The organism is Photobacterium kishitanii, assembly GCF_000613045.3.
Lineage (GTDB): Bacteria > Pseudomonadota > Gammaproteobacteria > Enterobacterales > Vibrionaceae > Photobacterium > Photobacterium kishitanii.
This window is the reverse complement of record NZ_LN794352.1, coordinates 2,072,434-2,095,990: the sequence shown is the minus strand read 5'-3', so window position 1 is coordinate 2,095,990 and position 23,557 is coordinate 2,072,434. Positions and strand designations below refer to the sequence as shown.

Sequence of the window (23,557 nt, the reverse complement as noted above, 5' to 3'; positions counted from 1 at the left end):
ATTTTCAGGTATATCATGGCCGTAATATCACATTCAACAGTTGATCAACGCTATAAATATTGGCGTTTGCATATTATGGTTAGTATGTATATTGGCTATGCGGGATTTTATTTAACCCGTAAAAACTTTACTTATGCAATGCCGGCAATGATTGCTGATTTAGGTTGGGATAAATCAGATATCGGTATGATGGGAACTTTGTTTTATCTTACTTATGGCTGTTCAAAATTTATATCAGGTATGATCTCTGATCGTTCCAACCCGCGCTACTTTATGGGTATAGGTTTGATAGCAACCGGCATTATAAATATCTGCTTTGGTTTCTCAAGTTCGATTATGGCATTTACGTTATTATGGATAGCTAATGCCTGGTTTCAAGGTTGGGGATGGCCTGCGTGTTCTAAATTGCTCACAAGCTGGTATTCTCGTTCTGAACGTGGATTATGGTGGTCTTGTTGGAATACTGCTCATAATGTTGGTGGGGCGCTGATTCCTTTATTAGTTGGCTTTTTAACTGTGCATTATGGATGGCGCTATGGGTTCTTTATTCCCGGCATAATAGCGATTTTTATTGGTTTTAGTTTATGTTGGCGTTTACGAAATAAACCGACAGCGATAGGGTTACCAAGTATTGGGTTATGGCGCCATGACCATTTGGAAATTGCGCAAGAAAATGAAGGAATTGACCTTACACAACGACAAATATTGTTTAAATATGTATTAACCAATAAATATTTATGGCTACTTGCGATGAGTTATGTCTTGGTTTATATCGTTCGAACAGCGATCAATGACTGGGGAAATCTTTATCTAACGGAGCAGCATCATTATAGTTTATTCTCAGCTAATGGCGCGTTGTCATTATTTGAAGTTGGCGGATTTTTAGGTTCATTAGTTGGCGGTTGGGGATCTGATAAATTATTTGGAGGCAACCGAGGCCCGATGATTTTATTGTTTGCAATGGGAATATTTTTGGCCGTTGCCGCACTATGGGTTATGCCAGTAACAAGTTATATATTGCAGTCGGGATGTTTTTTTGCGATAGGTTTCTTTGTCTTTGGGCCACAAATGTTAATTGGTATGGCTGCTGCAGAATGCTCCCATAAAGATTCAGTTGGTGCTGCGACAGGTTTTGTGGGTTTATTTGCTTATATGGGAGCAGCGTTAGCTGGATATCCACTGGCTATTATTATGAACCATTATCATTGGACTGGCTTTTTTGTCGTAATTTCAGTAGCTGCCGCTTTTATTGGGTTACTTTTATTGCCTTTTCTTAAAGTCCAAACCTCAGCGACTAGTCATTCATCGCCATGTTAAGTAGCGGCGGCTTTGTAGCGCCGTAATAAACCAATGAAATCAGCAATAGGACGATCGATAACGTCATCAGCAATAAAAAAATCGAACCCTAATAATTCTCTGTTATAGCGCATTCGATTAGCAAGCATGGCTTGTAGCCCTATAAATTGCTCCCCATCTTGAGTGATAAAAGGTGAGTCATCAAATAATATGTCTTCAAGCTGGTGATGTGAATCGACATTATATTTAAGTGCCATTATTAATAAAACCCGTTGTTCAAGTAATAATCTTGAGGCTACTCGGGGGCATATACTGCTAATAAAATTATCATAACTGTTTAAACGAATACCTATCCAGGGCAGGGATGTATGCCAGCCTTGTGTCCCAACAGTAGCATGACCTATATGTGCTACGTTGTGCCATGTTGTAGCCCAACCACCATAGCGACTATGATATTGGCAATGCATAAAAGTTAACGTAAAACTTATGCTAGGTGTAGTAATAATTTTAATCATCACTAACAATATCGTTATCATTAACGATAGCACGATAAATATACTGATTACTGATAATTGCGTATTAAAATAACTTAAAAAGGTGAGGCTTATGGTGATTACGATGATAACCAACCAGACATAATGTTTTGCAGTTATTTTGTCTGAATGAATATGAAGTGTCTCCATCACTGTCTCCTTAAATCATTATTACATTATAGTCACATTGTACCGTTACCCAATATCGACAACTTGTATATATGCACTGAAGGCATTTCGATGGATATGCTGATTTTTAGCGTTATTTTTGCTATTAGTATGTCAAAATCCACCATTATTTGATGCTCACCTGTTAAGGATCATATTTATTGATGGATAAATAATCGTTTGCTGGTAATTGTCAAATAACCTTGGTATAAAACGCGCTCACTTTTTCTCGCTGAAAATAGTGGTGATCGAAAGTAGTGTAACGGAGTAAATAAAGTAATGAGAATTTCTCACAAACGTAATATCCAGCGTAAACTGCATAAACAGAAACCTCTTTTAACGAATACAGTCTCTGCAGCTAAAAACGTACAGAAAGTTGAAACAGCAGTTGTTGCTGAAGTTGTTGTCGCTTCTAAGCCTGTTGTAGCTTCTAAATCAGCTGTAACGTTAACACCTAAACAACAACAAGTTTTAGATATTATTGTTAAGCATACTGATGGATTAAATCCAAAGGGGATTGGTTTACAAGCAGGCCAAGAAGATGCAAAAGCTGCATCTTGGGCTACCGGTGCGTTAAAAAAATTAACTGAAGAAGGGTTAGTTGAGCGTATCCAAATGGCAGGGAATAAAGTGTTATATAAAGCACTTTAAGATATGCTTATCCCGCTTCTTGTTCAGAAGCGGGCATTTCTATGTTTTTCTTATATTTCTCCTCTGCAATATGATTCTATTTCCCCCTCATACTACAGTTATTATTTATACTATTATTATCTTTAATACATAAAACTGACGGTTATTTTTCACTCTGCTATAACTATTAATATGGAGAGAGACTCTCAAGGAGTACGTAGAATTCGGAGAAACTGATCTTATGACAATGATAAGTGCAAAGGAATTTTCTGGTTGGCTACTTGAACGGTTTGCAGATGAAACACAGGGAGTATCCCTCAGTCGCGAAGATATTAATATGCTAACTGGGAGACAAAGTTTTTCTCTCGGTTATATTCACGATATACATTATGAAGTTATGCGACATGGAATGGCGTTTGTAACTGATACTACAAGAGAAATGTTTTATCTTGTACCAATAGCAGAGCGACCTTGGCGTAAGCAATTAGAGAAGCATTATGAACATGATCTTTATTGTAATGTACTGCCATTGAATAAATCAGGCTAATATTATTGGTGTCATTATAGTCGATAAAAAAGAGGACAATTATCCTCTTTTTTATGATTGTTTTAGGGACTATAGATTATAAAACTGCAGCAATTCCCTGACATAGCGGAAGCATATTTGATTTTGTCATGCCTGCAACACTGATGCGCCCAGAACCAACAATATAGATAGCAAACTCATCTTTTAAGCGGTTTACTTGATCTTTGTTTAGGCCTGAAAATGAAAACATACCGTTTTGACGTTCGATAAAGCTAAAGTCTGCATCTACACCACATTGTTTTAATGTTGCAACAAAGAGTACTCGCATTTCTTGAATACGATCACGCATGTCAGCAACTTCTTGCTCCCACTCAGCACGTAATACCGCATCATTTAGAATTTGAGTTACAATTGCAGCACCGTGAGCGGGGGGATTTGAATAAATAACACGCGCAATAGATTTTACTTGGCTAAAAGAGACTGCTGCTTGTTCTGCATTTTTGGCGACTAAAGTAAATGCGCCGACACGCTCGTTGTAAAGACCAAAGTTTTTAGAGAATGAGCTTGCAACAAGTAGTTCGGGCATTTGATCTGCGAAAATACGTAAACCTTGAGCATCTTCTTCAACACCGTAAGCAAAGCCTTGATAAGCAAAGTCAAACATTGGTAGCAAATCTTTTTCAAGGCAGAGTTTAGCCAAGGTTTGCCATTGTTGGTTGGTAGGATCAATACCGGTTGGATTATGACAGCAACCGTGGAATAGCACTACATCACCAGCATTGGCTTGGCTTAAATCAGCAATAGTTGCCTCAAAATCAATGTCTTTTGTTTGGGCATTATAGTAGCCGTAAGTTTTAGTTTCTAAACCAGCAGCACCAAATACACCGTGGTGGTTAGCCCATGTAGGGTTACTAATCCAAACGGTAACATTGCCTAACTGGCGTTTGATAAACTCAGCAGCAACGCGTAGGGCTCCTGTACCACCGGGTGCTTGTGCTGTTTGAATACGTTTTTCGGCAATAAGGGTTGAGTCAGCCCCGAAAAGTAGTTGCTGTACAGCAAGGCCATATTCTGGCGTACCTGGAATACTAAGGTAAGATTTAGTTGTTTCTTGTGCTAGTAGGATTGCTTCTGCTTTTTTTACTGTCGCTAAAACAGGTGTGTTACCTGCTTCATTTTTGTAAATACCCACGCCGAGGTTAATTTTATGTGTTCTAGGATCAGCTTTAAATTCTTCTGTTAAACCGAGAATTGGATCAGCGGGTGCTGCTGTAATCTTTTCAAACATATCGTTCATCCATGGGTAATTAAATAGTTATATGCCTATTTATACCCTTAGTGATGGAAGTTTGACAAGAGGATGCAACAAATTTGTGAATTTATATTTATAGTTTTTAGTATATTTGTATGATCGCAAGCATAATAATCTCTGATTGTTGATGCTGAATTGAATTTATCCCTATTTAAATAATGGTAACTTGATTACGGCCATTATTTTTTGAATGATAAAGAGCCTGATCTGCGGCTTTATAAGCATCGTTAAAATGTATACTCGTTGCGCTAATTCCGCCAATGGAAACGCTGATATCAATATCTGATATAGGATATAACGCAATTGAGTCACAAATTTGTTGTGCTTTTTTTGTGAGTTGTTCACTATTCATTTTTGGAAAAGAAAGCATAAATTCCTCTCCACCCCAACGAATCGCGATATCATTTTTACGGATACAATTATTAATGCGTTTTGTCACCCCACGAATAACCTCATCACCAACTTCGTGGCCATAGGTATCATTGACTGTTTTAAAGTGATCTATATCGATGATCAATAAATTAAAATCAGCTTGATTCAGCAGTTTTGCTTCATAGTAATCACGGCGATAAAAGCGAGTCATTTGGTCATAACGTAAAATATAATTTTTATTAGCAATGAGCTTTGTTAGTGAGTGGTATAAAAACATTAATAATATAGAGGGTAAAAAGGTGAATTTAAACAAAGTATAAAAATTAATCCCTAAATTAATAGGATCAACTTCTGAACATGGTAATAACTCACTTTTTTGATAAAGGTTATTATCTTTCATACTAATAATTGTTATTTTATTACGGTTATATTTTTTTAATATATTTTTGAATATTGAGTTATTAATATCAATAGCTAATAAAGCGTCTAGTTTTTTATTGTTATATATAGGGAAATAAACAGTACGAAGAATTTCATTTGTACCTTGTTCTTTATATATGTCTGTTAATTTTATATTACAACCATAAAATGATTGATAGGTATCTGTTAGGCCTTCATTTTTAACAATAGAGTTAAGTACAACGTGGTCATAGAGTTTTAAATAAATAGATCTAAGTGGGTCAAAATGTGAGTATTTCGCCGAAGTTTCAAAAACAGCCACTGTCCAAATATGATTTTCAGTTATTTTATTTATTTGTAAACGTAGTTTATTTATACCTGTAGATAATATTTTAGCTTGCGTTGGTGTATTTACGACTACAGAAACACCATTAAATAAATATTGCCCTTTTTTTAAATCCTCTGTGCCAGTATTATTATAAAATGAACCAAATCGACGCGCACCTGAATAAACATTCTCTAATGTAGTAATATATTTTTGATGTAATTTATTAATATTAAAAATATTATAAATTAGATATAAGCTAGAACAAACAATGAAAAATAAAGTAAAAAGCTTTAAATTTGAAAGTGATTTTTTTAAAAAGCTATTTAAATTTATAATCATTACTATCCATAGGTACTAAAGAGTCGTCGAGGCTGCATTTTATATATTCATATCATAGATTAAAATGAAAAATACACATCATAACCATAAAGGATTTTTATTGATATAGTTTTAATACCTCTGTGGAATAATAAGGGCATTTATCAGAGTCTCATTATCTAAATTGATGATTATATAGTCATTTATAGGATTATTCAGCAATGGTGTACTGATTCCTTCCCTGATTTTTGGAAACATACAGTGCTTTATCTGCAGCTTTATAAGCATCATTAAAATTAATATCTGTTGCAGATATACCACCAATAGAAACCGTAATACTAAGGTTTAATATAGGAACTGACGCTATTGAATGGCAGATTTGTCCTGCTTTAATATGCAATTGTGGAGGAGTCATATCTGTAAAAGTAATGATAAATTCTTCGCCTCCCCAACGAACTGCAATATCTTTATTTCGAATAGAATTATTAATTCGTTGTGCAACGTGACGTATAACATCATCACCAACTTCATGACCATAGGTGTCATTAATTTTTTTAAAATGGTCAATATCTATTATTAATAAATTAAAATTACGCTGTTTTAACCATTTTTTTTCATAATAATCACGACGATAAAAGTTTGTCATTTGATCTCGTTGTATATTATGTCTTTTTTTAACTAAATAAATATTAAAGTAGCTATATAAAATAGTTAATAATAAAGCAGGAAAAAAGACGACTTTAAATACAGATAAGATATTAATACCAATACTGATAGGATTTAATTGTGAACAAGGAAGTAACCCTTTTATTTTATAAATATTACTATTGTCATTCATATTGATCATTGTTAAATAACTCTTATTATATTTTTTTAGAGCTTCAGAAAAAACTTTAGTCTTTATATCGATAGCTAATAATGCATCAAGATGCATTTTATTATAAATAGGGTAGTAAAGGGTTCTAATTCTCGTTTGTGAGCCATCTTCAATATAACTTTCAGTTAGTTTGAGATTACAGCCATAAAAAGATTGATAAGTATTTGTTAAACCCTCTCGTTCAACTATGCGATGCATAACAGAATTTTCACCATATTTATCAAATTGATCCAAGTATTCTGGTCTGATAGGATCAAAATGAGCATAGTCAGCAGGGTTTTCAAATACGGCAATCGTCCAAATATTATTATTAGTGAGTTGGTTTAATTCTGAACGTAATTTACTTATGCCGTCGGAAAGTATTTTTACTTTACTTTTTGTATTAACAATTAATGAAACATTACCTGTTGTATAGATACTTTTGTGTTTATATTCTTCTGGGGAATTGTCGTAATATGATCCAAAACGACGGGTGTAGGAATATACAGCTTGAATTTTAGTAATATATTTTTGATGAAATTTTTCAATATGATAGATATTATAAATTAAATAAAGACTAGAGAACATGCAAAAAAATAAAGCAAAAATTTTCAATAGGGTAAGAGGGTGCTGATTAGTATTTTTATTACTTGTTCTCATAGGATACTTCGTTGCATCAGCAGCTTATATATTCTGCGCATGAATTGTTTTTCGAAATTTAATCCATTTTTGAAATTAAAGCAATAATTATAAGTTTTATGGGTATTTTATATTCACTTGTAGCATATGATTGCAATAAAAAAGCCACTCGAAAGTGGCTTTTTAGACGTCTAATTTAATATAAAAATTAGAAGTTTGCTGAGCGTGGTGTACGTGGGAATGGAATCACGTCACGAACGTTACTCATACCTGTTACGTAAGAAACTAGACGCTCAAAGCCAAGACCGAATCCTGCATGAGGAACAGTGCCATAACGGCGTAAATCACGGTACCAGCCCATATGTTCAGGGTCGATACCCATCGCAATCATACGTGCATCAAGAATGTCTAAACGCTCTTCACGTTGTGCACCACCAATGATTTCACCAATACCTGGTGCCAGAACATCCATAGCAGCAACAGTTTTACCGTCATCATTTAAGCGCATGTAGAAAGCTTTAATGTCTTTCGGGTAGTTCTTAACGATAACAGGTGCTTTGAAGTGTTCTTCTGCAAGGTAACGCTCATGCTCAGAAGACATATCAATACCCCACTCAACGTCGAATTCAAATTTCTTACCAGAATCAATAAGAATTTGGATTGCGTCAGTGTAATCAACTTGTGCGAAATCAGCGTTAACAAATTGCTCAAGACGAGTGATAGCTTCTTTATCAATGCGAGAAGCAAAGAACTCAAGATCATCACGACGCTCTTCAAGAACAGCGGCGAAAACGTACTTAAGCATATCTTCAGCTAGTTTTGCGACATCGTTTAGATCAGCAAAAGCAACTTCAGGTTCAACCATCCAGAATTCTGCTAGGTGACGACTCGTATTTGAGTTTTCAGCGCGGAATGTTGGACCGAAGGTGTAAACTTTGCTTAATGCACACGCATAAGCCTCTGCATTTAATTGGCCAGAAACTGTTAGGAACGTTTCTTTACCAAAGAAATCTTTATCGTAATCAACGCTGCCTTTGTCATCCAAAGGAAGGTTGTTTAGATCAAGCGTTGATACACGGAACATTTCACCTGCACCTTCACAATCAGATGATGTGATTAGTGGTGATGACGTCCAGAAGAAGCCTTGCTCGTGGTAAAAACGGTGAATTGCTTGTGATAGGCAGTTACGAACACGTGCTACAGCACCAATTACGTTAGTACGTGGGCGTAGGTGTGCAACTTCACGTAAATACTCAATTGAGTGGCGTGTTTTTGCCATTGGGTAAGTGTTAGCATCTTCTACCCAACCAACAACTTTAACGGCTGTTGCTGCTAGCTCAAAATCTTGACCTTTAGCAGGAGAGGCAACAATAGTACCAGTGACTTCAACAGAGCAACCTGTTGTTAATTTAAGTACTTCTTCCTGGTAATTATTTAACTCATTAGAGACCACGGCCTGAATCGGGTCGAAACAAGAGCCGTCATAAATGGCAAGGAAAGAAATTCCAGCTTTGGAATCACGACGTGAACGGATCCAGCCACGGACAGTAATTTCACTGTCAACTGCTAGCTTACCGCTTAATACGTCTGTTACAGGCGCGTAAGTCATGTTTAAGTCATTCTCCGTTTAGGCACTCACTTTGGAATTAAAGTATTACGTGCTTAAAGATATCGTTGTATAAGTAATATTACCTTTCTTACGTCAAGCATCAAGCATTGATCTCATTAGATTGATAAATTGATGTGGGAAAGAGGTAATTTATACATGGGGTTGGTTAAGAAATGATCATTTTGGCAATGATAAGCAAACTAAGTCTTATCATTGCACTATTATTTGTTGAACTACATTATGGTGAGTAATGAGTTGGTGTTAAGCAATCGCTAAATATTTATGAGTTTGGATTGATAAACGCCAGTTACGGGTAATGCAAGTTGAAATGCATAATTCAGTTGCGCGTGGCTTTTGGCTGATAGGCTGCAAGGCGATAGTAACATCGTTACGTAATGTTGCCGTTGCTAGCAGAGCGTCTAATTGATCAATATCTTTATGAGTACCAACTGGGTGTTTAACTTCGTTAGCACGAGCTAAAGCAGATGTTAATACTGGCAATTTTGCTTTCATATTTATTTTTGGTGATACCGTAACCCAAGTATTATCACTGGCTAAGATCTCTGAAGTACCACTGGTCTCAATTTGACAATTAAAGCCTGCTGTCTCTAATGCAGCAGTGAGCGGACGTAGATCATAGATGCAAGGCTCACCACCAGTGATTACCACGTGTTTGGCTGTATAGCCTTGCTTTATTAATAGATCGACAACGCCATTAGCATCAAGTTGTGTCCAAAGTGGAGAGTCTTCTGTTTTTACCATGATGCGTTCAACGCTGACTAAATCTTCAGGTTCAGCTGCCCATGTTTGTTTAGTATCACACCATGAACAACCAACAGGGCAGACTTGTAAACGAACAAAAATAGCTGGGACGCCGGTGAATACACCTTCACCTTGAATGGTTTCGAAGACTTCATTTATTTTGTACACGTGGAACCTCGTATTCTCTTACTGCTACTCTTGTCATTACAATTTAGACATCATAATAAATGCCGTTTAGTAAAAGTACGTGCAGAGATTAAATTTGCTAGTCGAATTTATACTCGACGAAATGTCGATTTATTATTATGTCAGAAGCGAAAGCGGAAGTCTTTAAGGATTCCTCGTGACGCCTGTCACGTCCTGAGTACAAGACACTTCACAATTAGTTCGCAAAGTAAAAAAATTAGAAACTAAATGATATTTATCACTGTTTTCCCCTAGGAGTATCGACATGTACGTCGCTCAGCCAGGTCATATTGATCATATTAAAAGAAATAATGCCGGGAGCGTATATAAACTTATTGATCTCTACGGACCTATTTCGCGGATTGAATTATCTAAGCGTAGTCAATTAGCACCCGCAAGTATTACAAAAATCACCCGTGAATTAATCGAAGCGCATTTGATAAAAGAGACACAATATCAAGAATCTACTAGTCGAGGACGACCTGCAATAGGACTAGTTCCTGCTAATGAGGGTTGGCAGTTTTTATCAATCCGATTGGGCAGAGGCTATTTAACCATCGCCTTGCATTCATTGAGTGGTGATATATTAGTTGAAGAACGTCAAAATATTAAGCAATTAGAGCAAGATGATGTCGTTGCTAAATTATTGACTGAAATTAATGTTTTTTTTGCCAATCACGTCAGTGCTCTTGATCGTATTTCAGCAATTGCCGTTTCATTACCAGGGTTAGTGAATGCAGCTGAAGGTATTGTGTTACAGATGCCGCATTACACCATAAAAAACTTACCATTGAGTGATGTCATTCATCAGGCGACAGGGTTACCAGTATTTGTCGGCAATGATACTCGTTCATGGGCTTTAGCCGAAAAGTTGTTTGGTAATTCACGAGGTATATCAAATTCTATTTTAGTATCAGTGCATCACGGTGTTGGAGCGGGGATTATTTTAGATGATACTGTGCTTCAAGGCCGTACTGGTAATATTGGTGAGCTTGGACATATTCAGATTAAACCTTATGGTAAACGCTGTTTTTGCGGTAATCATGGATGTTTAGAGACGGTTGCGAGTTTATCTGCGGTATTGGAGCAAACATTAGTCCGTTTACAAGAAGGGCACACGTCGATATTAACAGCATCCAAATTGACCATTGAAGCCATTTGCGATGCTGCCGTTGCTGGCGATACTCTTGCTCGTCAAATTATTATTGATCTTGGGCATCACCTAGGCCAAGCGATAGCGATTATGGTGAATTTGTTTAATCCGCAACGGATCTTAATTGGGGGCGAATTAAATCGCGCTAAATCGGTATTATATCCGGCGATTATGGAATGTATTATCGCTCAAACACTGCCTATTTATAATCGCGATTTAGAACTTCAAGAAAGTTGTTTCTATACTCAAGCAACCATGCCTGGTGCGGCTCTAGTAAAACAAGCGCTGTATGATGGCCATTTACTAATGAAACTTGTTGATGGCTAAAATTGCTCTTTAATTTCCATGTAGCTCTCTCGTATATGTTCAATAAGAGCTTGGATACGTTTGGCTGGTTTACGGGTATAAGGGTAAACAGCATAGATACCGACAACTTTACCAGCATGCGCTGCTAAGATTTCGATCAGTTGCCCTTGTTGTAATTCGTCATACACTAAACACGTTGGTAAATATGCAATGCCATTGCCCGCTAGCGTGACTTTTTTTAATGCAGCGGCATTATCAGATGAGAAGTTACCACTTACTTTATGGGTATAAATTTTATTTTGGCGAATAAATTGCCAATCAAATGGCCCTGAACTTTGAGGGTTGTAGCCTAAGCAATTATGACTATTTAATGCTTTTGGTGTCTCAGGTATACCATGTTGCTCAAAGTAGCTAGGAGAAGCGCAGATAACCCACCGAGAATTAAAAATATGTCGCGCAATCAGGCTTGAGTCTTCAAGATAGCCTGTACGAATAACCAGATCATAGTTATCAGCAACCAGATCAACAAAATGATTATTAAGCGACATATCAACTGTTAGCCCTGGATGTTTTTGGCAAAAAGTAGAGACCGCGTTGGCCAGTACTAATTCACCTGAGATCGTCGGGACTGACATGCGTATTTTGCCTGAGAGTGCTTCACTATAACCCGTCACTGAATCAAAAGCGGTTTGTGCAATATTGCTGATACTTTTAGCTCGATGATAGAGTACTTCACCCGGTTCAGTAAGTGTTAGTTTACGAGTGGTTCGATAAATAAGTTGTAGTCCTAAACTCGTCTCAAGCTTGCTAATGCGTTTGCTGACGACAGATTTAGTGATGTTATTGAGTTCAGCAACTTTACTGAACGATCCATGTTCAATAACTTGAGTAAAAAGAACGAGATCATCAATGGCTGGCATGTCATTATTCCAATAGTCGGCTTATTGCCGAATTATACGCGAAAAAAAACGCAGTCCGATAACTGCGTTTTTTCATATTCCCGTTTAAGTGCTTAACCACTAGCATCCTGCTAGTTTGATTATCACTATTGGTGATAGGTAAAATTACATATCATCAATAATGATGTAGGTGGCAAAGACGGGCCCATGCACACCAACAACCTTGATCAGCTCGATATCTGCTGTCGAACTAGGACCTGAAATAAAATTAACACATGATGGTATACGTTCACCATTAAGTGCTTTTTGATGTAATACTTCTGTCGCTTGGGTTAAGCGAGGGACAATATTACTTTTAGGTACAATAAAAACAGACGCTTCAGGGAGCAAACTTACAGCTCGACCTTGCGCAGCTTGGCTATAAAGTACCATTGTGCCTGATTCTGCTAATGCCTGTTCGGCAAATACTACGCCGACTTTAGCTCGTTCTGCAACTGCAATATTTGCCTCGTAGCCTGTACTATGATCCCAAATATAAACACTGTGCTGTTTTTCAGTCAAATCTTTCGGATTTATGATATCTAGCAGACGATTATCTGCTGTAAAGATAGTTTCACCGATAGGATTTAGCCCTTCACCATTATCTGTGCAATATTGGAAACATACATTACGTAGTGTTTCTGTGAGCTTATCTTTAGTTGTAACAACTGCTTGTGATGCTAATGTCGTTTCAGTGTAGTCAACTAAAATGTTTTTTAGCTCATCTGAACTTTTATCAGCAAAAACGTCTTTGTGGCAGTTATATTTTAAGTTTGGGCGAGCTACAGGTGTAGTTATACGCTCACGACCAAGTTGTTTGGCGATATTATCAAGGAAACTATCGCGGTTAAAAATGCGTTGCTCTGACATGCGGAAGCCCCTTATTTGTCGTCTCTATTTTTGAACCAGCTACGGAATGATTGACCGGCAGGTTCGGGTAAATCACGAGTTTGTGTCCAAGCATTGAGCAAGCCAACTTTGAACGGTAATTTGCCATTTTTAATCAGTTTTCCAGCGATAATTGCGCCCATTTTAACTGTTTTATCCCAGATGAAAGGGTGGGAATTGACAAAGTTAAAGCCAGTGATAGCTGCACGCTCAGCTGGAGCGGTGATTTTTTCTTCACCCATAATTTGACGATGTTTTAGCAATAAATCAGACAGTGGGATTTTCACTGGACAAACGTCATGGCAAGCGCGGCATAAGCTACAAGCGTTAGGTAAGTCTTTAAAGTCTTTATAGCCGCCAAGTAGTGGTGATAATACGGCACCAATTGGGCCTGAGTAGATTGAACCGTAAGATTGGCCACCAATATGACGGTAAGCTGGACAAGTGTTAACACATGCCGCACAGCGGATACAACGAAGTATTGAACGGAACTCTGAGCCTAAAATCTTTGAGCGACCGTTATCAACAATAACTAAATGGAACTCTTCAGGGCCGTCACAGTTATCATCTTCACGAGGACCGGTTAGCGCGGTAACGTAACCTGTTAACGGTAAGCCAACTGCGCTACGACAAAGTAGGCTTGCAACAATATCAAACTCTTCAAACGTAGGAACAATACGCTCCATACCCATGACAGCAATATGTGTATTAGGCAGGCTAGTTGCAAGACGAGCGTTACCTTCGTTAGTAACTAAGGTGACAGTACCTGATTCGGCAATGGCAAAGTTACAGCCAGTAATACCGATTTCCGCTTCAAGGAAGTCATGACGAATATGCTCACGGACAAAGCGGGTCATTGCTTCAGGATCCGATGATCCTTCATAACCGAGCTTTTCTTTGAACACTTCGCGAATTTGAGTACGATTTTTGTGTAATGCTGGTACAACAATGTGCGATGGCGCATCGCAATCGTCAACTTGTAGAATATATTCGCCTAAATCGGTCTCGATGATTTCACAATTATTGCGTTGAATCATTTGGTTCATGCCGATTTCTTCGGTCACCATTGATTTTGATTTTACAATTTTCTTTGCGTTCTTTTTCTTAACAATAGTTTCGATGTAATTGGTTGCATCTTCTGCTGTGGCGGCAAAGAATACATGACCACCATTTTTTTCTACATTTTCGCTAAGTTGTTGTAAGTAGTAGTCTAGATTTTCAAGCACATGGTTACGAATATCCATGCCCATTTCACGCCACTCTTCCCAATTACCTAATTTTTCAGCGGCAACAGCACGACTTTTGAACATCCGTTCTTGTGCGTTGGCAACGGCGGCACGCATCGATTCGTCTTTCATTTTTAGATGAATACGATCTTTAAATTTAACGTTGCTAGTTTTCATTGACATAATAATGACCTCTTAACGACTCATCAGCACATCAACAATGTGCATTACTTTAATAGGTTGACCTTCACGGCTAATACGACCACCAATATTTAGTAAGCAGCTAATATCAGCACCAATCAAGAAGTCAGGTTTTACAGCACTAATGTGTTGTACTTTTTCTGTCACCATTTCACCTGAAATTTCAGACATCTTGACTGAGAATGTACCGCCAAAACCGCAACACGTTTCTTGGTTATCAATGGGTAGTAGTTCAAGCCCTTCAACGTTATTCAGTAAAATAAGCGGTTCTTCACGTACGCCTAATTTACGGATAAGGCTACAAGAGGGGTGATAAACACCTTTACCTTCAAGACGAGCACCAACATTTTCTACGCCTAATTGACGTACAACAAATTGGGTTAGCTCAAATAAACGGTCAGCAACTTTTTTCGCTCGTGCTGCCCACTCCGGCTCATCTTCTAAATAATGTGGATACTTTTTTACAGAAGCGGCACATGAACCTGCAGGTGTCACAATCGGATAATCGTTGATTTCGAAAGCTTCGATCATGCTTTTCATTGCGGGTTTGCTTTTTTCTATATAGCCACTATTTAGTGCGGGTTGACCACAACAACCTTGGCGTTCAGGAAAGATCACTTCACACTCTAGTTGTTCAAGCAGTTGTACGGTCTTTTTAGCAACCTCTGCTTTTACGGTATCGCCAAGACAAGTGACAAAAAAGTTTACCTTCATTTTATTGCTCCAGTGGCGTAAAGGCGCCTGAGATATTATTGGTTTACGGCTGTTGTACAGCGCGTAAACCTATTTTCGTTAACCGATTAAAGAAAAGTACTCACGATAGCGACAATTACGCCATATAAAACCATAGGAATAACTGTTCGTTTGATGATGTAGCCTTCTTTATTCGCAATACCAAGTATGGCTGATACTGCGATAATATTATTTATACACACCATATTACCCATCGCACCGCCGACAGATTGCAAGGCAAGAATGATGGTTTCTGGTAGACCGACAGTGTGAGCAATACTTTGTTGAATCGCACCAAAAGTAAGATTGGAAACTGTTGCTGAACCTGAGAAAAAGGCACCTAAAGCACCAAGATACGCGGCACAGTATTGCCAATTTTTACCTAAGAGATCTGCAAAGGCATTACCAGTAGTCATAATTGGTGAATGATCACCGCCAATCATCATGAATTTCACCATAATTAACGCACCAATAAGGGCGATAAAAGGGGTCTTTATTCGTGATGCAGTATCACTAAATACAGCTTTTACTTGATGTGAACTCATTTTTAGAAAAGGAATTGAGACGAACACGACCAAGAAAAACGGGATTAATGCTGGTACATAAAGTGTTTTGTATGCCCATGCTGTATCAGTGCCTAAAATTTGGTTTATGTGAATAATTAGAGCTTGGCTAATATGCAAGTCGGCAAATCCTAAGTGAATATTCCACATTGGCGTTGCATCATTTAACATTCCCTTTAGTCCTAATTGTTTAATTCGAGTAACAATTAAGATAACAATTAACAATAGGGTTGGTGCCATCGCTTTAAATACACGCCCAAACGGTAAAGAATCCGTTGTATTTTCTTCTGTGATATCCTTTTTTTCTAAGCCAACGTTATAGCGCGCAAAAAGTATTGATAAGGTTAAGCCAATGGCACCACCAATCAGAGCAGGGAACTCATAGTTCCATTGTGCTAACCAGACATAAGGGAGTGTGCATGACCAAATACTGAGCTGAATAAAAATAATGTTGCGACGAATTTGTTGCCAGCTAACAATAAATTTCAGAGCAATAACGGGTATCACTATTGCTGCAACGGTATGCATGATTGCGGATAAACTTCCCACATGCAGTAATTCCGTATCAGAAAGCCCTAAGTTACCGAATCCAAACCATGTTGGTGTACCTACAGCACCGAAAGATACTGGTACTGAGTTCATTACTAACGCTAACATTGCAACGCGTAGCGGATTAAAACCTAATCCAACAAGAATCGGCGCTGCAATTGCTGCTGGTGTACCAAATCCAGATGCTCCTTCAATCATAAAAGCAAATGCCCAACCAATGATCATTAGCTGACCAATCTGGTTTTTACTAATACCTTCTAACCATTGTTTTATGACATCTTCACAGCCTGAAACTGAGAGGGTACGATTTAATAAAATCGCACCAGCAATAATCGAAATAGGAGTAATTGCTGATAAAGTGCCAGAAATAATATTTGCAGTTAATAGCCGTCCACTAGTGCCAAAATAAATTAATTGTAAAATACCAATAATTATTGCGGTTAAAGGTAATGCGATATGTGATGGTAGTGCATTTTTCTTTGTCATCATCCAAATTAATAATAAAATTGGAATGATCGATATAGCTAGATTAAGCATATTTTTTCCCTGACTGAGTCGTCTTATTCCGTATTTCAATAGACGATTTTTGTTTTTATTTATTATTACTATATGAATAGTATTTTTTTTACTGATAACCTCAGTGGGGAGATTATTGTAGGCAGGAAAAAGAAACTTTCTATCTATTTTTTTTCTGTATTTATCATACTTATCAATTAAATGTGATGTGAATATAAATATAGTAGGTGATGAATTTTTAATTAGTCCCAAAAAATCAATACGTTATAACGTTATGCTCAGTAGGTAAAGATCATGATTATATCACTATTGGAAACAATATATTTGCATACATAAGCTAATATTTTAGGTATTTATTTTAATGAAGATATTAGTTATTTTTTATTAAAGATAATGATTATCACTACAGTGATTATTTAAGCGTGAAAATTAGTGTTAATACGATTAAGAATGCATTTAATATAGTTAATTGAAATATAATAAACGTTATTTGGTAAGCTTGAAATATATTTAATGAAGTAAATAATAATATATTTATATTCTTTTTGAACGTTATGTCATTTTCTATTAAAAATAAGAAACAATCACTCATAAGTGGCTGGGTGGATTATGCGTGGTTGTAGAGAAATAGACTTATTTTAAGCTAGCATTATTATTGATCACCGTATGTAGAAAAGATAACGCGGCACTACAGTCGTTGCGACTCATAAACCATTGCTTTTGATTCACTTCTAATGGCAGAATTTCGAGCCATCGTTGACATACCCATGTAATATCATCAAATTTTGGCTCGGGATAATAACGAGCATGATCTGGGTGCTGTTGGAAGAGTTGTTTTAAGTTATCTGAGATGTTTTGATCGATAAAGTTTATATCTTTGCTATGCCAGTTTGGAACTGGCGAAGTATCACCGACATAAAGATAGTCACTATCTTGCCAATGATTATTAATTAAAAACATCTCAACCCCCTTAATGGTAATACTCATAAAGCCATCGGGGAGGGGATCAAAATCGGTAATAATGGCGCGAGTCCCAAAATGACACAAAGTATCATCAATTTTCATGCATAACCCGAAGCCATGATGATTGGTCGTCGCTAGTTTTACTAATCGAATATAACGTTGCTCGTAAATACGTAATTTGCAAATACCATTGGGCAATAAGTAAATATCCAGAGGGAAGAGAGGTAATTGCATAATGATAACCCTAGCTAATGTGTTTAAACATAAGTAAATGGTCGCTCGATATATCATTATTATTATGTTGGTCGGGCACCTTTAATCAGTATAAGCAGACTAAAATAGAATAATGTCTGCTTTATGATACTGCGGTAAAATAAAAGGCTGCTTAGTAAAGTAGCATTATGTGTTTAATATTTGATATATCGCTTGAGTTAAACATGATAATTGGGCTGAGGTTATAATATAGGGTGGCATAATATAAACGAAGCAACCAAAAGGACGAATCCATACGCCTGCATTAACAAAAGCCTGTTGAATTTCAGTCATATTCACGGCTTGATGTAATTCTATCACTCCTATAGCACCTAACCAGCGTACCTGCTTTACTTTTTCAAGTGTTTCAATTTTAGGTAACTCGTTAGCAAGTTGTGCTTCAATGTCTGCAACTTGTTGTTTCCATTTGTTTTGTTCTAGTATTTCAAGGCTAGCATTAGCAACGGCACAAGCGAGGGGATTACCCATAAATGTTGGCCCATGCATAAAACACCCAGCATCGCCACTGCATACTGTATCTGCGATCTTTTTATGAGTGATGGTTGCCGATAATGTCATATACCCGCCAGTGAGAGCTTTACCAACACACATAATATCAGGGCTAATATTGGCATGCTCACAGGCAAATAGTTTTCCTGTTCGTCCAAAACCGACGGCAATTTCATCTGCAATTAATAATACCCCATAATCATCACATAATTTGCGTACTCGACGTAGATAGGTTGGATGATACAGCCGCATTCCTCCAGCACCTTGTACGATAGGTTCTAAAATAACGGCGGCAATTTGCTGGTGGTGTTGCGCTAATTTATTGGAAAAATCACTAATATCATTTTCATTCCACTCGTCCCAGAAATTGCATTGTGGGGAGTTAGCAAAAATATGTTCTGGTAAAAAACCTTTATAAATACTGTGCATGGAGTTATCGGGATCGGTCACTGACATCGCGGCAAAAGTATCTCCATGATAACCGTGACTGAGGGTTAAAAACTTGGATCTAGGCTCACCTTTAGCATGCCAGTATTGCAACGCCATTTTAAGTGCAACTTCAACGGCTACCGAACCTGAATCAGCAAGAAAAACGGTATCTAATCCTTGAGGTGTCATTGCAACTAACTTCTTACATAGATCAACCGCTGGTTGATGGGTAATGCCGCCGAACATCACATGCGACATTTTATCGAGTTGTGTTTTTGCCGCAGCAGTTAGTTGTGGGTGGTTATAACCGTGAATAGCAGACCACCATGAAGACATGCCATCGATTAATTGAGTACCATTTTCAAGGGTAAGGTATACGCCATGAGCTTCAGTGACAGGGTAACAAGGGAGCGGTGTAATGGTTGATGTATAAGGGTGCCAAATATGCTGTTGGTCAAAATTAAGGTCAATATTGTTTTCTTTATGCACTGTTGTAAACCAAGTTTATGTTTTGTGGTTGACAGTTTACGTGCTGTTAGTAGACTAGCCAACATCTAAAAGGCAATCAAATGTCTGGTTGGTTATTTATCACGCAACCTGTCGTAAATCGGTAATGGCTCTACATCGTTATTGTATTTATTTCAATATATTAACAATAAAGCATAAAAAGAGGGACGCATTGTGGAAGTTCGTTGTAATTGGACCGTTGAGGAAGTACAGGCTTTATTTAATAAGCCGTTTATGGATTTAGTGTTTGAAGCGCAACAAATTCATCGTCAATTTCATCAGCCTAATCAAGTACAAGTTAGCACCTTGCTTTCAATTAAAACTGGCGCTTGTCCTGAAGATTGTAAGTATTGTCCTCAAAGTGCACATTATCGCACTGATATAGAGAAAGAACGCTTATTGGAAGTTGATCGAGTACTTGATGCTGCGATAAAAGCCAAGCAATCAGGTGCGACTCGATTTTGTATGGGTGCGGCATGGAAAAATCCTAAAGATAGAGATATGCCTTACTTACTTGATATGGTGCAAGGCGTTAAGAAGTTAGGCTTAGAAACGTGTATGACATTAGGTATGATCACCACTGATCAAGCGAATACTTTAGCTGCTGCTGGATTGGATTATTATAACCATAATCTTGATACCTCTCCTGAATACTACGGTAATGTGATTACCACGCGCACTTATCAAGATCGATTAGATACCTTAGCGCATGTGCGTGATGCTGGGATGAAAATTTGTTCTGGTGGCATTATTGGCATGGGAGAAAGTGCACGAGATCGCGCTGGATTGTTGGTGGAGTTAGCCAATTTACCGGTTCATCCTGAAAGCGTACCGATTAACATGCTGGTGAAAGTAAAAGGCACACCACTTGAAAATGCAGAAGATGTCGATCCGTTTGATTTCATTCGTATTATTGCGGTCGCTCGTATCATTATGCCTCAATCAGCAGTAAGGCTTTCTGCTGGCCGTGAGGATATGAATGAGCAAATGCAAGCGTTGTGCTTTATGGCTGGGGCTAATTCAGTGTTCTATGGTTGTAAATTATTAACCACACCAAATCCTGGTGAGGATAAGGACATGCAATTATTTGCCAAGCTAGGTATTAATAGCCAGCAGCAAACGGCTAAGCCTGATGATATTCAAGCAGAAGCACTTTTTGCCCAAGTTGCAGAACGTGTTGCAGCACGCCCAACCAAAGATGACATTTTCTATGATGCCTCTCTTTAATCAGCGTCACCAACAAGCGCTTGTGCAGCGCCACCAACAAGGGCTTTACCGACAATTAAAATGTGTTGAGGAAAATCCGCAATGGTTGAATTTTGCTAGTAATGATTATCTTGGTTTAGCACAAGATCCTGAAATTATAGCGGCATGGCAATTTGGATTGGGTAAATATGGCGCTGGAAGTGGTGCCTCACCCTTAGTTACTGGCTTTCAGCCCCCACATGCTGATTTAGAACAACAATTAACTGAGTGGCTAGGGTATCAACGGGCACTGTTATTTAACAGTGGTTTTAGTGCTAATCAAGCGGTGTTATTTACTTTATTACAGGCACAAGATCATCTCTTTCAAGATAAGCTTAATCATGCCTCTTTAATTGAAGCTGGCATGTTATCACCTGCAAAAATGAAGCGGTTTGCACATAATGATATTACTGCTCTGGTTCGTAAATTGACGACAATGAATGCTGAAGTTGATGCTGCGTCATTGGTTGTGACTGAAGGTGTTTTCAGCATGGATGGCGACTGTGCACCGCTGGCATTATTACGACAAATAACAGAGCAGCATCAAAGTTGGCTGATGGTGGATGATGCTCATGGTTGTGGGGTATTAGGCGAAGCAGGACAAGGTAGCTGTCATCTGGCAGGAATAAAAGCTGATATATTAGTTGTTACCTTTGGTAAAGCATTTGGAATACAAGGTGCTGCTGTCTTATGCAGTCAAGAGACCGCAGAATATTTAATTCAATTTGCTCGACATTTTATCTATTCGACAGCGATGCCACCAGCGCAAGCGGTCGCATTAAGCCGGGCGTGTTCTTTGATTCAAACTCAATCTTGGCGCCGAGAAAAATTGCAGGTGCTGTCTGCACACTTGGATCATTACCTTGATAATAGTATTGACCTCATGCCAACGATCACACCGATAAAACCGATCATTATTGGTGATAGTAGTCAAACAATGGCGATTGCTACTCAATTACAGCAACGCGGTATTAAGGTCGGTGCTATTCGTCCACCAACAGTGCCGCCGCACAGTGCACGTTTGCGAATTACACTCACAGCTAATCATAATGAAACTGATATTCGGCAGTTGGCGGTTGCTATTAATGAGGTGGTTGATGTTGGATAGCTTAATAGATAAATCTGCATTCTCAATTGATCTATCAAAGAAACAAGCTATTGCAAATGCATTTGGACGTGCAGCCCAACATTACGATAAATCTGCTGCATTTCAACGACAGGTTGGGCATCAATTGTTATCTTTAATGCCGACAAGATCTTCTGTTATATCAACGCCGAGAGTGATTGATCTCGGTTGCGGAACGGGTTATTTCAGTGCAATGCTGCATCAACAAGGTTTTGCTGTTACTGCTGCAGATCTTTCTACGGCAATGTTGTTACAAGCTCAACAACGATGCGGGCAAGATTGCCAATATTTACAAACGGATGCTGAAAAGATTGTGATGGCTGATAATAGTTATGATCTTGCATTTAGTAATCTAGCTTTGCAATGGTGCGATGATTTAAGTGTGCCATTGCGAGAGTTACGACGAGTCGTTCGGTCTGAGGGGAGGATTTTTTTTACTACTCTTATTGATGGCTCATTAGGTGAGCTAAAACAAGCATGGTCACAAATTGATACTCAGCAACATGTTAATACGTTTAAATCACAACATGTTATTGCAGCAGAAATTGCTCGGTCAGGTTTAGTTATTGAAGCGTTAGAATGTAAACCTATAACGGTATATTACCCAACCGCGATGAAATTAATGAAAGATTTAAAAGGTATTGGTGCTACACACTTACAGCAACAGCGACAATCAGGACTTATTGGCCGACAGACATTCATTGATTTAGAAGATGCATATGAACGTTTTCGTTTAGACAGTGGCCTATTACCAGCAACTTATCAAGTATGTTTTGGAGTATTGATCAATGAATAAAGCCTATTTTGTCGCTGGTACTGATACCGATGTAGGGAAAACTGTCTGTAGTTGTGCCATTTTAAATGCTGCTAAACAGGCAGGTTTTGCTATGGTGGGCTATAAACCGATTGCATCTGGTAGTGATAATACAGCGCAAGGATTACGTAATAGTGATGCATTGTTACTCCAACAAGCATCATCTATTGTAGTGACATATGACGAAGTTAATCCATATACGTTTTATCGTCCTGTTTCACCTCATATTGCTGCAACTGAAGAAAATAAAGCAATTAAATTTAGTGTGTTGTCGCAAGGGTTAGCGGCTCTTAAGACTAAATCTGAATGCGTGCTTATTGAAGGTGCTGGTGGTTGGCGAGTCCCTATAAATAATGGTGATTATCTTTCATCATGGGTAAAGCAAGAACAATTACCGGTTATTTTAGTGGTGGGTATTAAACTTGGATGCTTAAATCATGCTTTATTAACCGCTGAAGCTATTCAAGCTGATGGATTAACAATTGTTGGTTGGATTGCCAATCAAGTGCATCCAACAACGGATAATTATGCTGCCATGATAACATGGCTAGAGCAACAATTGCCGGGGAAGAAAATTGCTGAGATTCCATATATATCAATGAGTAAACAAGGAATAGTTGTTAACAAGAATGATCGTTTGGCTAAATATATCGATTTAACTGTATTAAATTAAATCTGGGTTAGTAAAAGCAACAAAAGGCACGT

The 23,557-nt window shown here is 37.9% G+C and carries 21 protein-coding genes; 8 read left to right on the top strand and 13 right to left on the bottom strand.

The features are described 5' to 3' along the window. Positions 1-15 precede the first annotated feature (15 nt). The gene (gene uhpC, locus PPBDW_RS09875) at positions 16-1,317 is read left to right on the top strand and encodes an MFS transporter (RefSeq protein WP_036795194.1); all 1,302 of its coding nucleotides are present in this window, start codon (positions 16-18) and stop codon (positions 1,315-1,317) included. On the opposite strand, the gene PPBDW_RS09870 is transcribed toward uhpC, so the two are convergent. Continuing rightward, a complete protein-coding gene (locus tag PPBDW_RS09870) occupies positions 1,314-1,811 on the bottom strand; it encodes a DUF2982 domain-containing protein (protein ID WP_235604332.1) in 498 nt (165 codons plus the stop codon). The genes uhpC and PPBDW_RS09870 overlap by 4 nt on opposite strands. Before the next feature lie 465 nt (positions 1,812-2,276). On the opposite strand from PPBDW_RS09870, the gene PPBDW_RS09865 reads away from it, so the two are divergent. Beyond that, entirely contained in the window at positions 2,277-2,648 is a 372-nt protein-coding gene (locus PPBDW_RS09865) for a hypothetical protein (RefSeq protein ID WP_036795193.1), read from the top strand. A gap of 220 nt (positions 2,649-2,868) precedes the next feature. Then, positions 2,869-3,174 carry a hypothetical protein gene (locus PPBDW_RS09860; protein WP_036795192.1) on the top strand — a complete coding sequence of 102 codons (306 nt, stop codon included), beginning with the start codon at positions 2,869-2,871 and terminating at the stop codon, positions 3,172-3,174. Positions 3,175-3,250: 76 nt separating this feature from the next. Here PPBDW_RS09860 and PPBDW_RS09855 read toward each other — a convergent pair whose 3' ends face one another. The 5 genes from PPBDW_RS09855 to queE all read right to left on the bottom strand — a co-directional run bounded on the left by PPBDW_RS09855 (position 3,251) and on the right by queE (position 9,916). Next, positions 3,251-4,441: an amino acid aminotransferase gene (locus PPBDW_RS09855; protein ID WP_036795191.1), complete on the bottom strand. Its 1,191-nt coding sequence runs from the start codon at positions 4,439-4,441 to the stop codon at positions 3,251-3,253. A 175-nt stretch (positions 4,442-4,616) separates the two neighbouring features. After that, positions 4,617-5,903, bottom strand: coding sequence for a GGDEF domain-containing protein (locus PPBDW_RS09850; protein WP_036795189.1), 1,287 nt, complete (start codon positions 5,901-5,903; stop codon positions 4,617-4,619). 190 nt (positions 5,904-6,093) lie between these two features. Next, entirely contained in the window at positions 6,094-7,398 is a 1,305-nt protein-coding gene (locus tag PPBDW_RS09845) for a GGDEF domain-containing protein (RefSeq protein ID WP_036795186.1), read from the bottom strand. Between the two features lie 187 nt (positions 7,399-7,585). Beyond that, positions 7,586-8,986: an asparagine--tRNA ligase gene (gene asnS / locus PPBDW_RS09840; RefSeq protein ID WP_036795185.1), complete on the bottom strand. Its 1,401-nt coding sequence runs from the start codon at positions 8,984-8,986 to the stop codon at positions 7,586-7,588. Between the two features lie 261 nt (positions 8,987-9,247). Further along, positions 9,248-9,916, bottom strand: coding sequence for a 7-carboxy-7-deazaguanine synthase QueE (gene queE, locus PPBDW_RS09835; RefSeq protein ID WP_036795184.1), 669 nt, complete (start codon positions 9,914-9,916; stop codon positions 9,248-9,250). Between the two features lie 283 nt (positions 9,917-10,199). On the opposite strand from queE, the gene mlc reads away from it, so the two are divergent. Then, entirely contained in the window at positions 10,200-11,414 is a 1,215-nt protein-coding gene (mlc, locus tag PPBDW_RS09830) for a sugar metabolism global transcriptional regulator Mlc (protein WP_036795183.1), read from the top strand. On the opposite strand, the gene PPBDW_RS09825 is transcribed toward mlc, so the two are convergent. The 7 genes from PPBDW_RS09825 to bioA form a co-directional block, all read right to left on the bottom strand. Continuing rightward, complete coding sequence (locus PPBDW_RS09825; protein WP_036795182.1) at positions 11,411-12,313, bottom strand: LysR family transcriptional regulator; 903 nt, start codon at positions 12,311-12,313, stop codon at positions 11,411-11,413. The genes mlc and PPBDW_RS09825 overlap by 4 nt on opposite strands. Before the next feature lie 144 nt (positions 12,314-12,457). Then, a complete protein-coding gene (locus PPBDW_RS09820; protein ID WP_036795181.1) occupies positions 12,458-13,201 on the bottom strand; it encodes a LutC/YkgG family protein in 744 nt (247 codons plus the stop codon). A gap of 11 nt (positions 13,202-13,212) precedes the next feature. Next, positions 13,213-14,628: a LutB/LldF family L-lactate oxidation iron-sulfur protein gene (locus PPBDW_RS09815; protein ID WP_036795179.1), complete on the bottom strand. Its 1,416-nt coding sequence runs from the start codon at positions 14,626-14,628 to the stop codon at positions 13,213-13,215. A gap of 12 nt (positions 14,629-14,640) precedes the next feature. Next, on the bottom strand, positions 14,641-15,360 hold the full coding sequence (locus tag PPBDW_RS09810) for a (Fe-S)-binding protein (RefSeq protein ID WP_036795177.1): 720 nt from the start codon (positions 15,358-15,360) through the stop codon (positions 14,641-14,643). Between the two features lie 86 nt (positions 15,361-15,446). Beyond that, positions 15,447-17,027 (bottom strand): L-lactate permease, encoded by a 1,581-nt coding sequence (locus PPBDW_RS09805; protein WP_036795175.1) that lies wholly within the window; start codon positions 17,025-17,027, stop codon positions 15,447-15,449. A gap of 612 nt (positions 17,028-17,639) precedes the next feature. After that, the gene (locus PPBDW_RS09800; protein WP_036795173.1) at positions 17,640-18,203 is read right to left on the bottom strand and encodes an LON peptidase substrate-binding domain-containing protein; all 564 of its coding nucleotides are present in this window, start codon (positions 18,201-18,203) and stop codon (positions 17,640-17,642) included. A gap of 165 nt (positions 18,204-18,368) precedes the next feature. Continuing rightward, a complete protein-coding gene (gene bioA / locus PPBDW_RS09795; protein ID WP_036796428.1) occupies positions 18,369-19,631 on the bottom strand; it encodes an adenosylmethionine--8-amino-7-oxononanoate transaminase in 1,263 nt (420 codons plus the stop codon). Positions 19,632-19,841: 210 nt separating this feature from the next. On the opposite strand from bioA, the gene bioB reads away from it, so the two are divergent. The 4 genes from bioB to bioD are packed head-to-tail and all read left to right on the top strand — an operon-like array spanning position 19,842 to position 23,525. Beyond that, on the top strand, positions 19,842-20,894 hold the full coding sequence (gene bioB / locus PPBDW_RS09790) for a biotin synthase BioB (protein ID WP_036795171.1): 1,053 nt from the start codon (positions 19,842-19,844) through the stop codon (positions 20,892-20,894). Then, positions 20,881-22,020 carry an 8-amino-7-oxononanoate synthase gene (gene bioF / locus PPBDW_RS09785; RefSeq protein WP_036796427.1) on the top strand — a complete coding sequence of 380 codons (1,140 nt, stop codon included), beginning with the start codon at positions 20,881-20,883 and terminating at the stop codon, positions 22,018-22,020. The genes bioB and bioF overlap by 14 nt, the downstream gene beginning before the upstream one ends. After that, on the top strand, positions 22,010-22,834 hold the full coding sequence (bioC, locus tag PPBDW_RS09780; protein ID WP_036795170.1) for a malonyl-ACP O-methyltransferase BioC: 825 nt from the start codon (positions 22,010-22,012) through the stop codon (positions 22,832-22,834). The genes bioF and bioC overlap by 11 nt, the downstream gene beginning before the upstream one ends. After that, positions 22,827-23,525 carry a dethiobiotin synthase gene (gene bioD, locus PPBDW_RS09775; protein WP_036795169.1) on the top strand — a complete coding sequence of 233 codons (699 nt, stop codon included), beginning with the start codon at positions 22,827-22,829 and terminating at the stop codon, positions 23,523-23,525. Before bioC ends, bioD begins: the two co-directional genes overlap by 8 nt. Positions 23,526-23,557 lie beyond the last annotated feature (32 nt).

What these genes read in the sequence shown, in the direction of transcription:
- PPBDW_RS09865 (WP_036795193.1), top strand. Translation starts at nt 2,277, where the DNA reads ATGAGAATTTCTCACAAACGTAATATCCAGCGTAAACTGCATAAACAG.
- uhpC (WP_036795194.1), top strand. Translation starts at nt 16, where the DNA reads ATGGCCGTAATATCACATTCAACAGTTGATCAACGCTATAAATATTGG.
- PPBDW_RS09810 (WP_036795177.1), bottom strand. Translation starts at nt 15,360, where the DNA reads ATGAAGGTAAACTTTTTTGTCACTTGTCTTGGCGATACCGTAAAAGCA.
- bioC (WP_036795170.1), top strand. Translation starts at nt 22,010, where the DNA reads ATGTTGGATAGCTTAATAGATAAATCTGCATTCTCAATTGATCTATCA.
- PPBDW_RS09870 (WP_235604332.1), bottom strand. Translation starts at nt 1,811, where the DNA reads ATGATTAAAATTATTACTACACCTAGCATAAGTTTTACGTTAACTTTT.
- bioF (WP_036796427.1), top strand. Translation starts at nt 20,881, where the DNA reads ATGCCTCTCTTTAATCAGCGTCACCAACAAGCGCTTGTGCAGCGCCAC.
- PPBDW_RS09825 (WP_036795182.1), bottom strand. Translation starts at nt 12,313, where the DNA reads ATGCCAGCCATTGATGATCTCGTTCTTTTTACTCAAGTTATTGAACAT.
- PPBDW_RS09800 (WP_036795173.1), bottom strand. Translation starts at nt 18,203, where the DNA reads ATGCAATTACCTCTCTTCCCTCTGGATATTTACTTATTGCCCAATGGT.
- PPBDW_RS09860 (WP_036795192.1), top strand. Translation starts at nt 2,869, where the DNA reads ATGACAATGATAAGTGCAAAGGAATTTTCTGGTTGGCTACTTGAACGG.
- PPBDW_RS09845 (WP_036795186.1), bottom strand. Translation starts at nt 7,398, where the DNA reads ATGAGAACAAGTAATAAAAATACTAATCAGCACCCTCTTACCCTATTG.
- mlc (WP_036795183.1), top strand. Translation starts at nt 10,200, where the DNA reads ATGTACGTCGCTCAGCCAGGTCATATTGATCATATTAAAAGAAATAAT.
- PPBDW_RS09855 (WP_036795191.1), bottom strand. Translation starts at nt 4,441, where the DNA reads ATGTTTGAAAAGATTACAGCAGCACCCGCTGATCCAATTCTCGGTTTA.
- PPBDW_RS09820 (WP_036795181.1), bottom strand. Translation starts at nt 13,201, where the DNA reads ATGTCAGAGCAACGCATTTTTAACCGCGATAGTTTCCTTGATAATATC.
- asnS (WP_036795185.1), bottom strand. Translation starts at nt 8,986, where the DNA reads ATGACTTACGCGCCTGTAACAGACGTATTAAGCGGTAAGCTAGCAGTT.
- PPBDW_RS09805 (WP_036795175.1), bottom strand. Translation starts at nt 17,027, where the DNA reads ATGCTTAATCTAGCTATATCGATCATTCCAATTTTATTATTAATTTGG.
- bioD (WP_036795169.1), top strand. Translation starts at nt 22,827, where the DNA reads ATGAATAAAGCCTATTTTGTCGCTGGTACTGATACCGATGTAGGGAAA.
- PPBDW_RS09850 (WP_036795189.1), bottom strand. Translation starts at nt 5,903, where the DNA reads ATGATTATAAATTTAAATAGCTTTTTAAAAAAATCACTTTCAAATTTA.
- PPBDW_RS09815 (WP_036795179.1), bottom strand. Translation starts at nt 14,628, where the DNA reads ATGTCAATGAAAACTAGCAACGTTAAATTTAAAGATCGTATTCATCTA.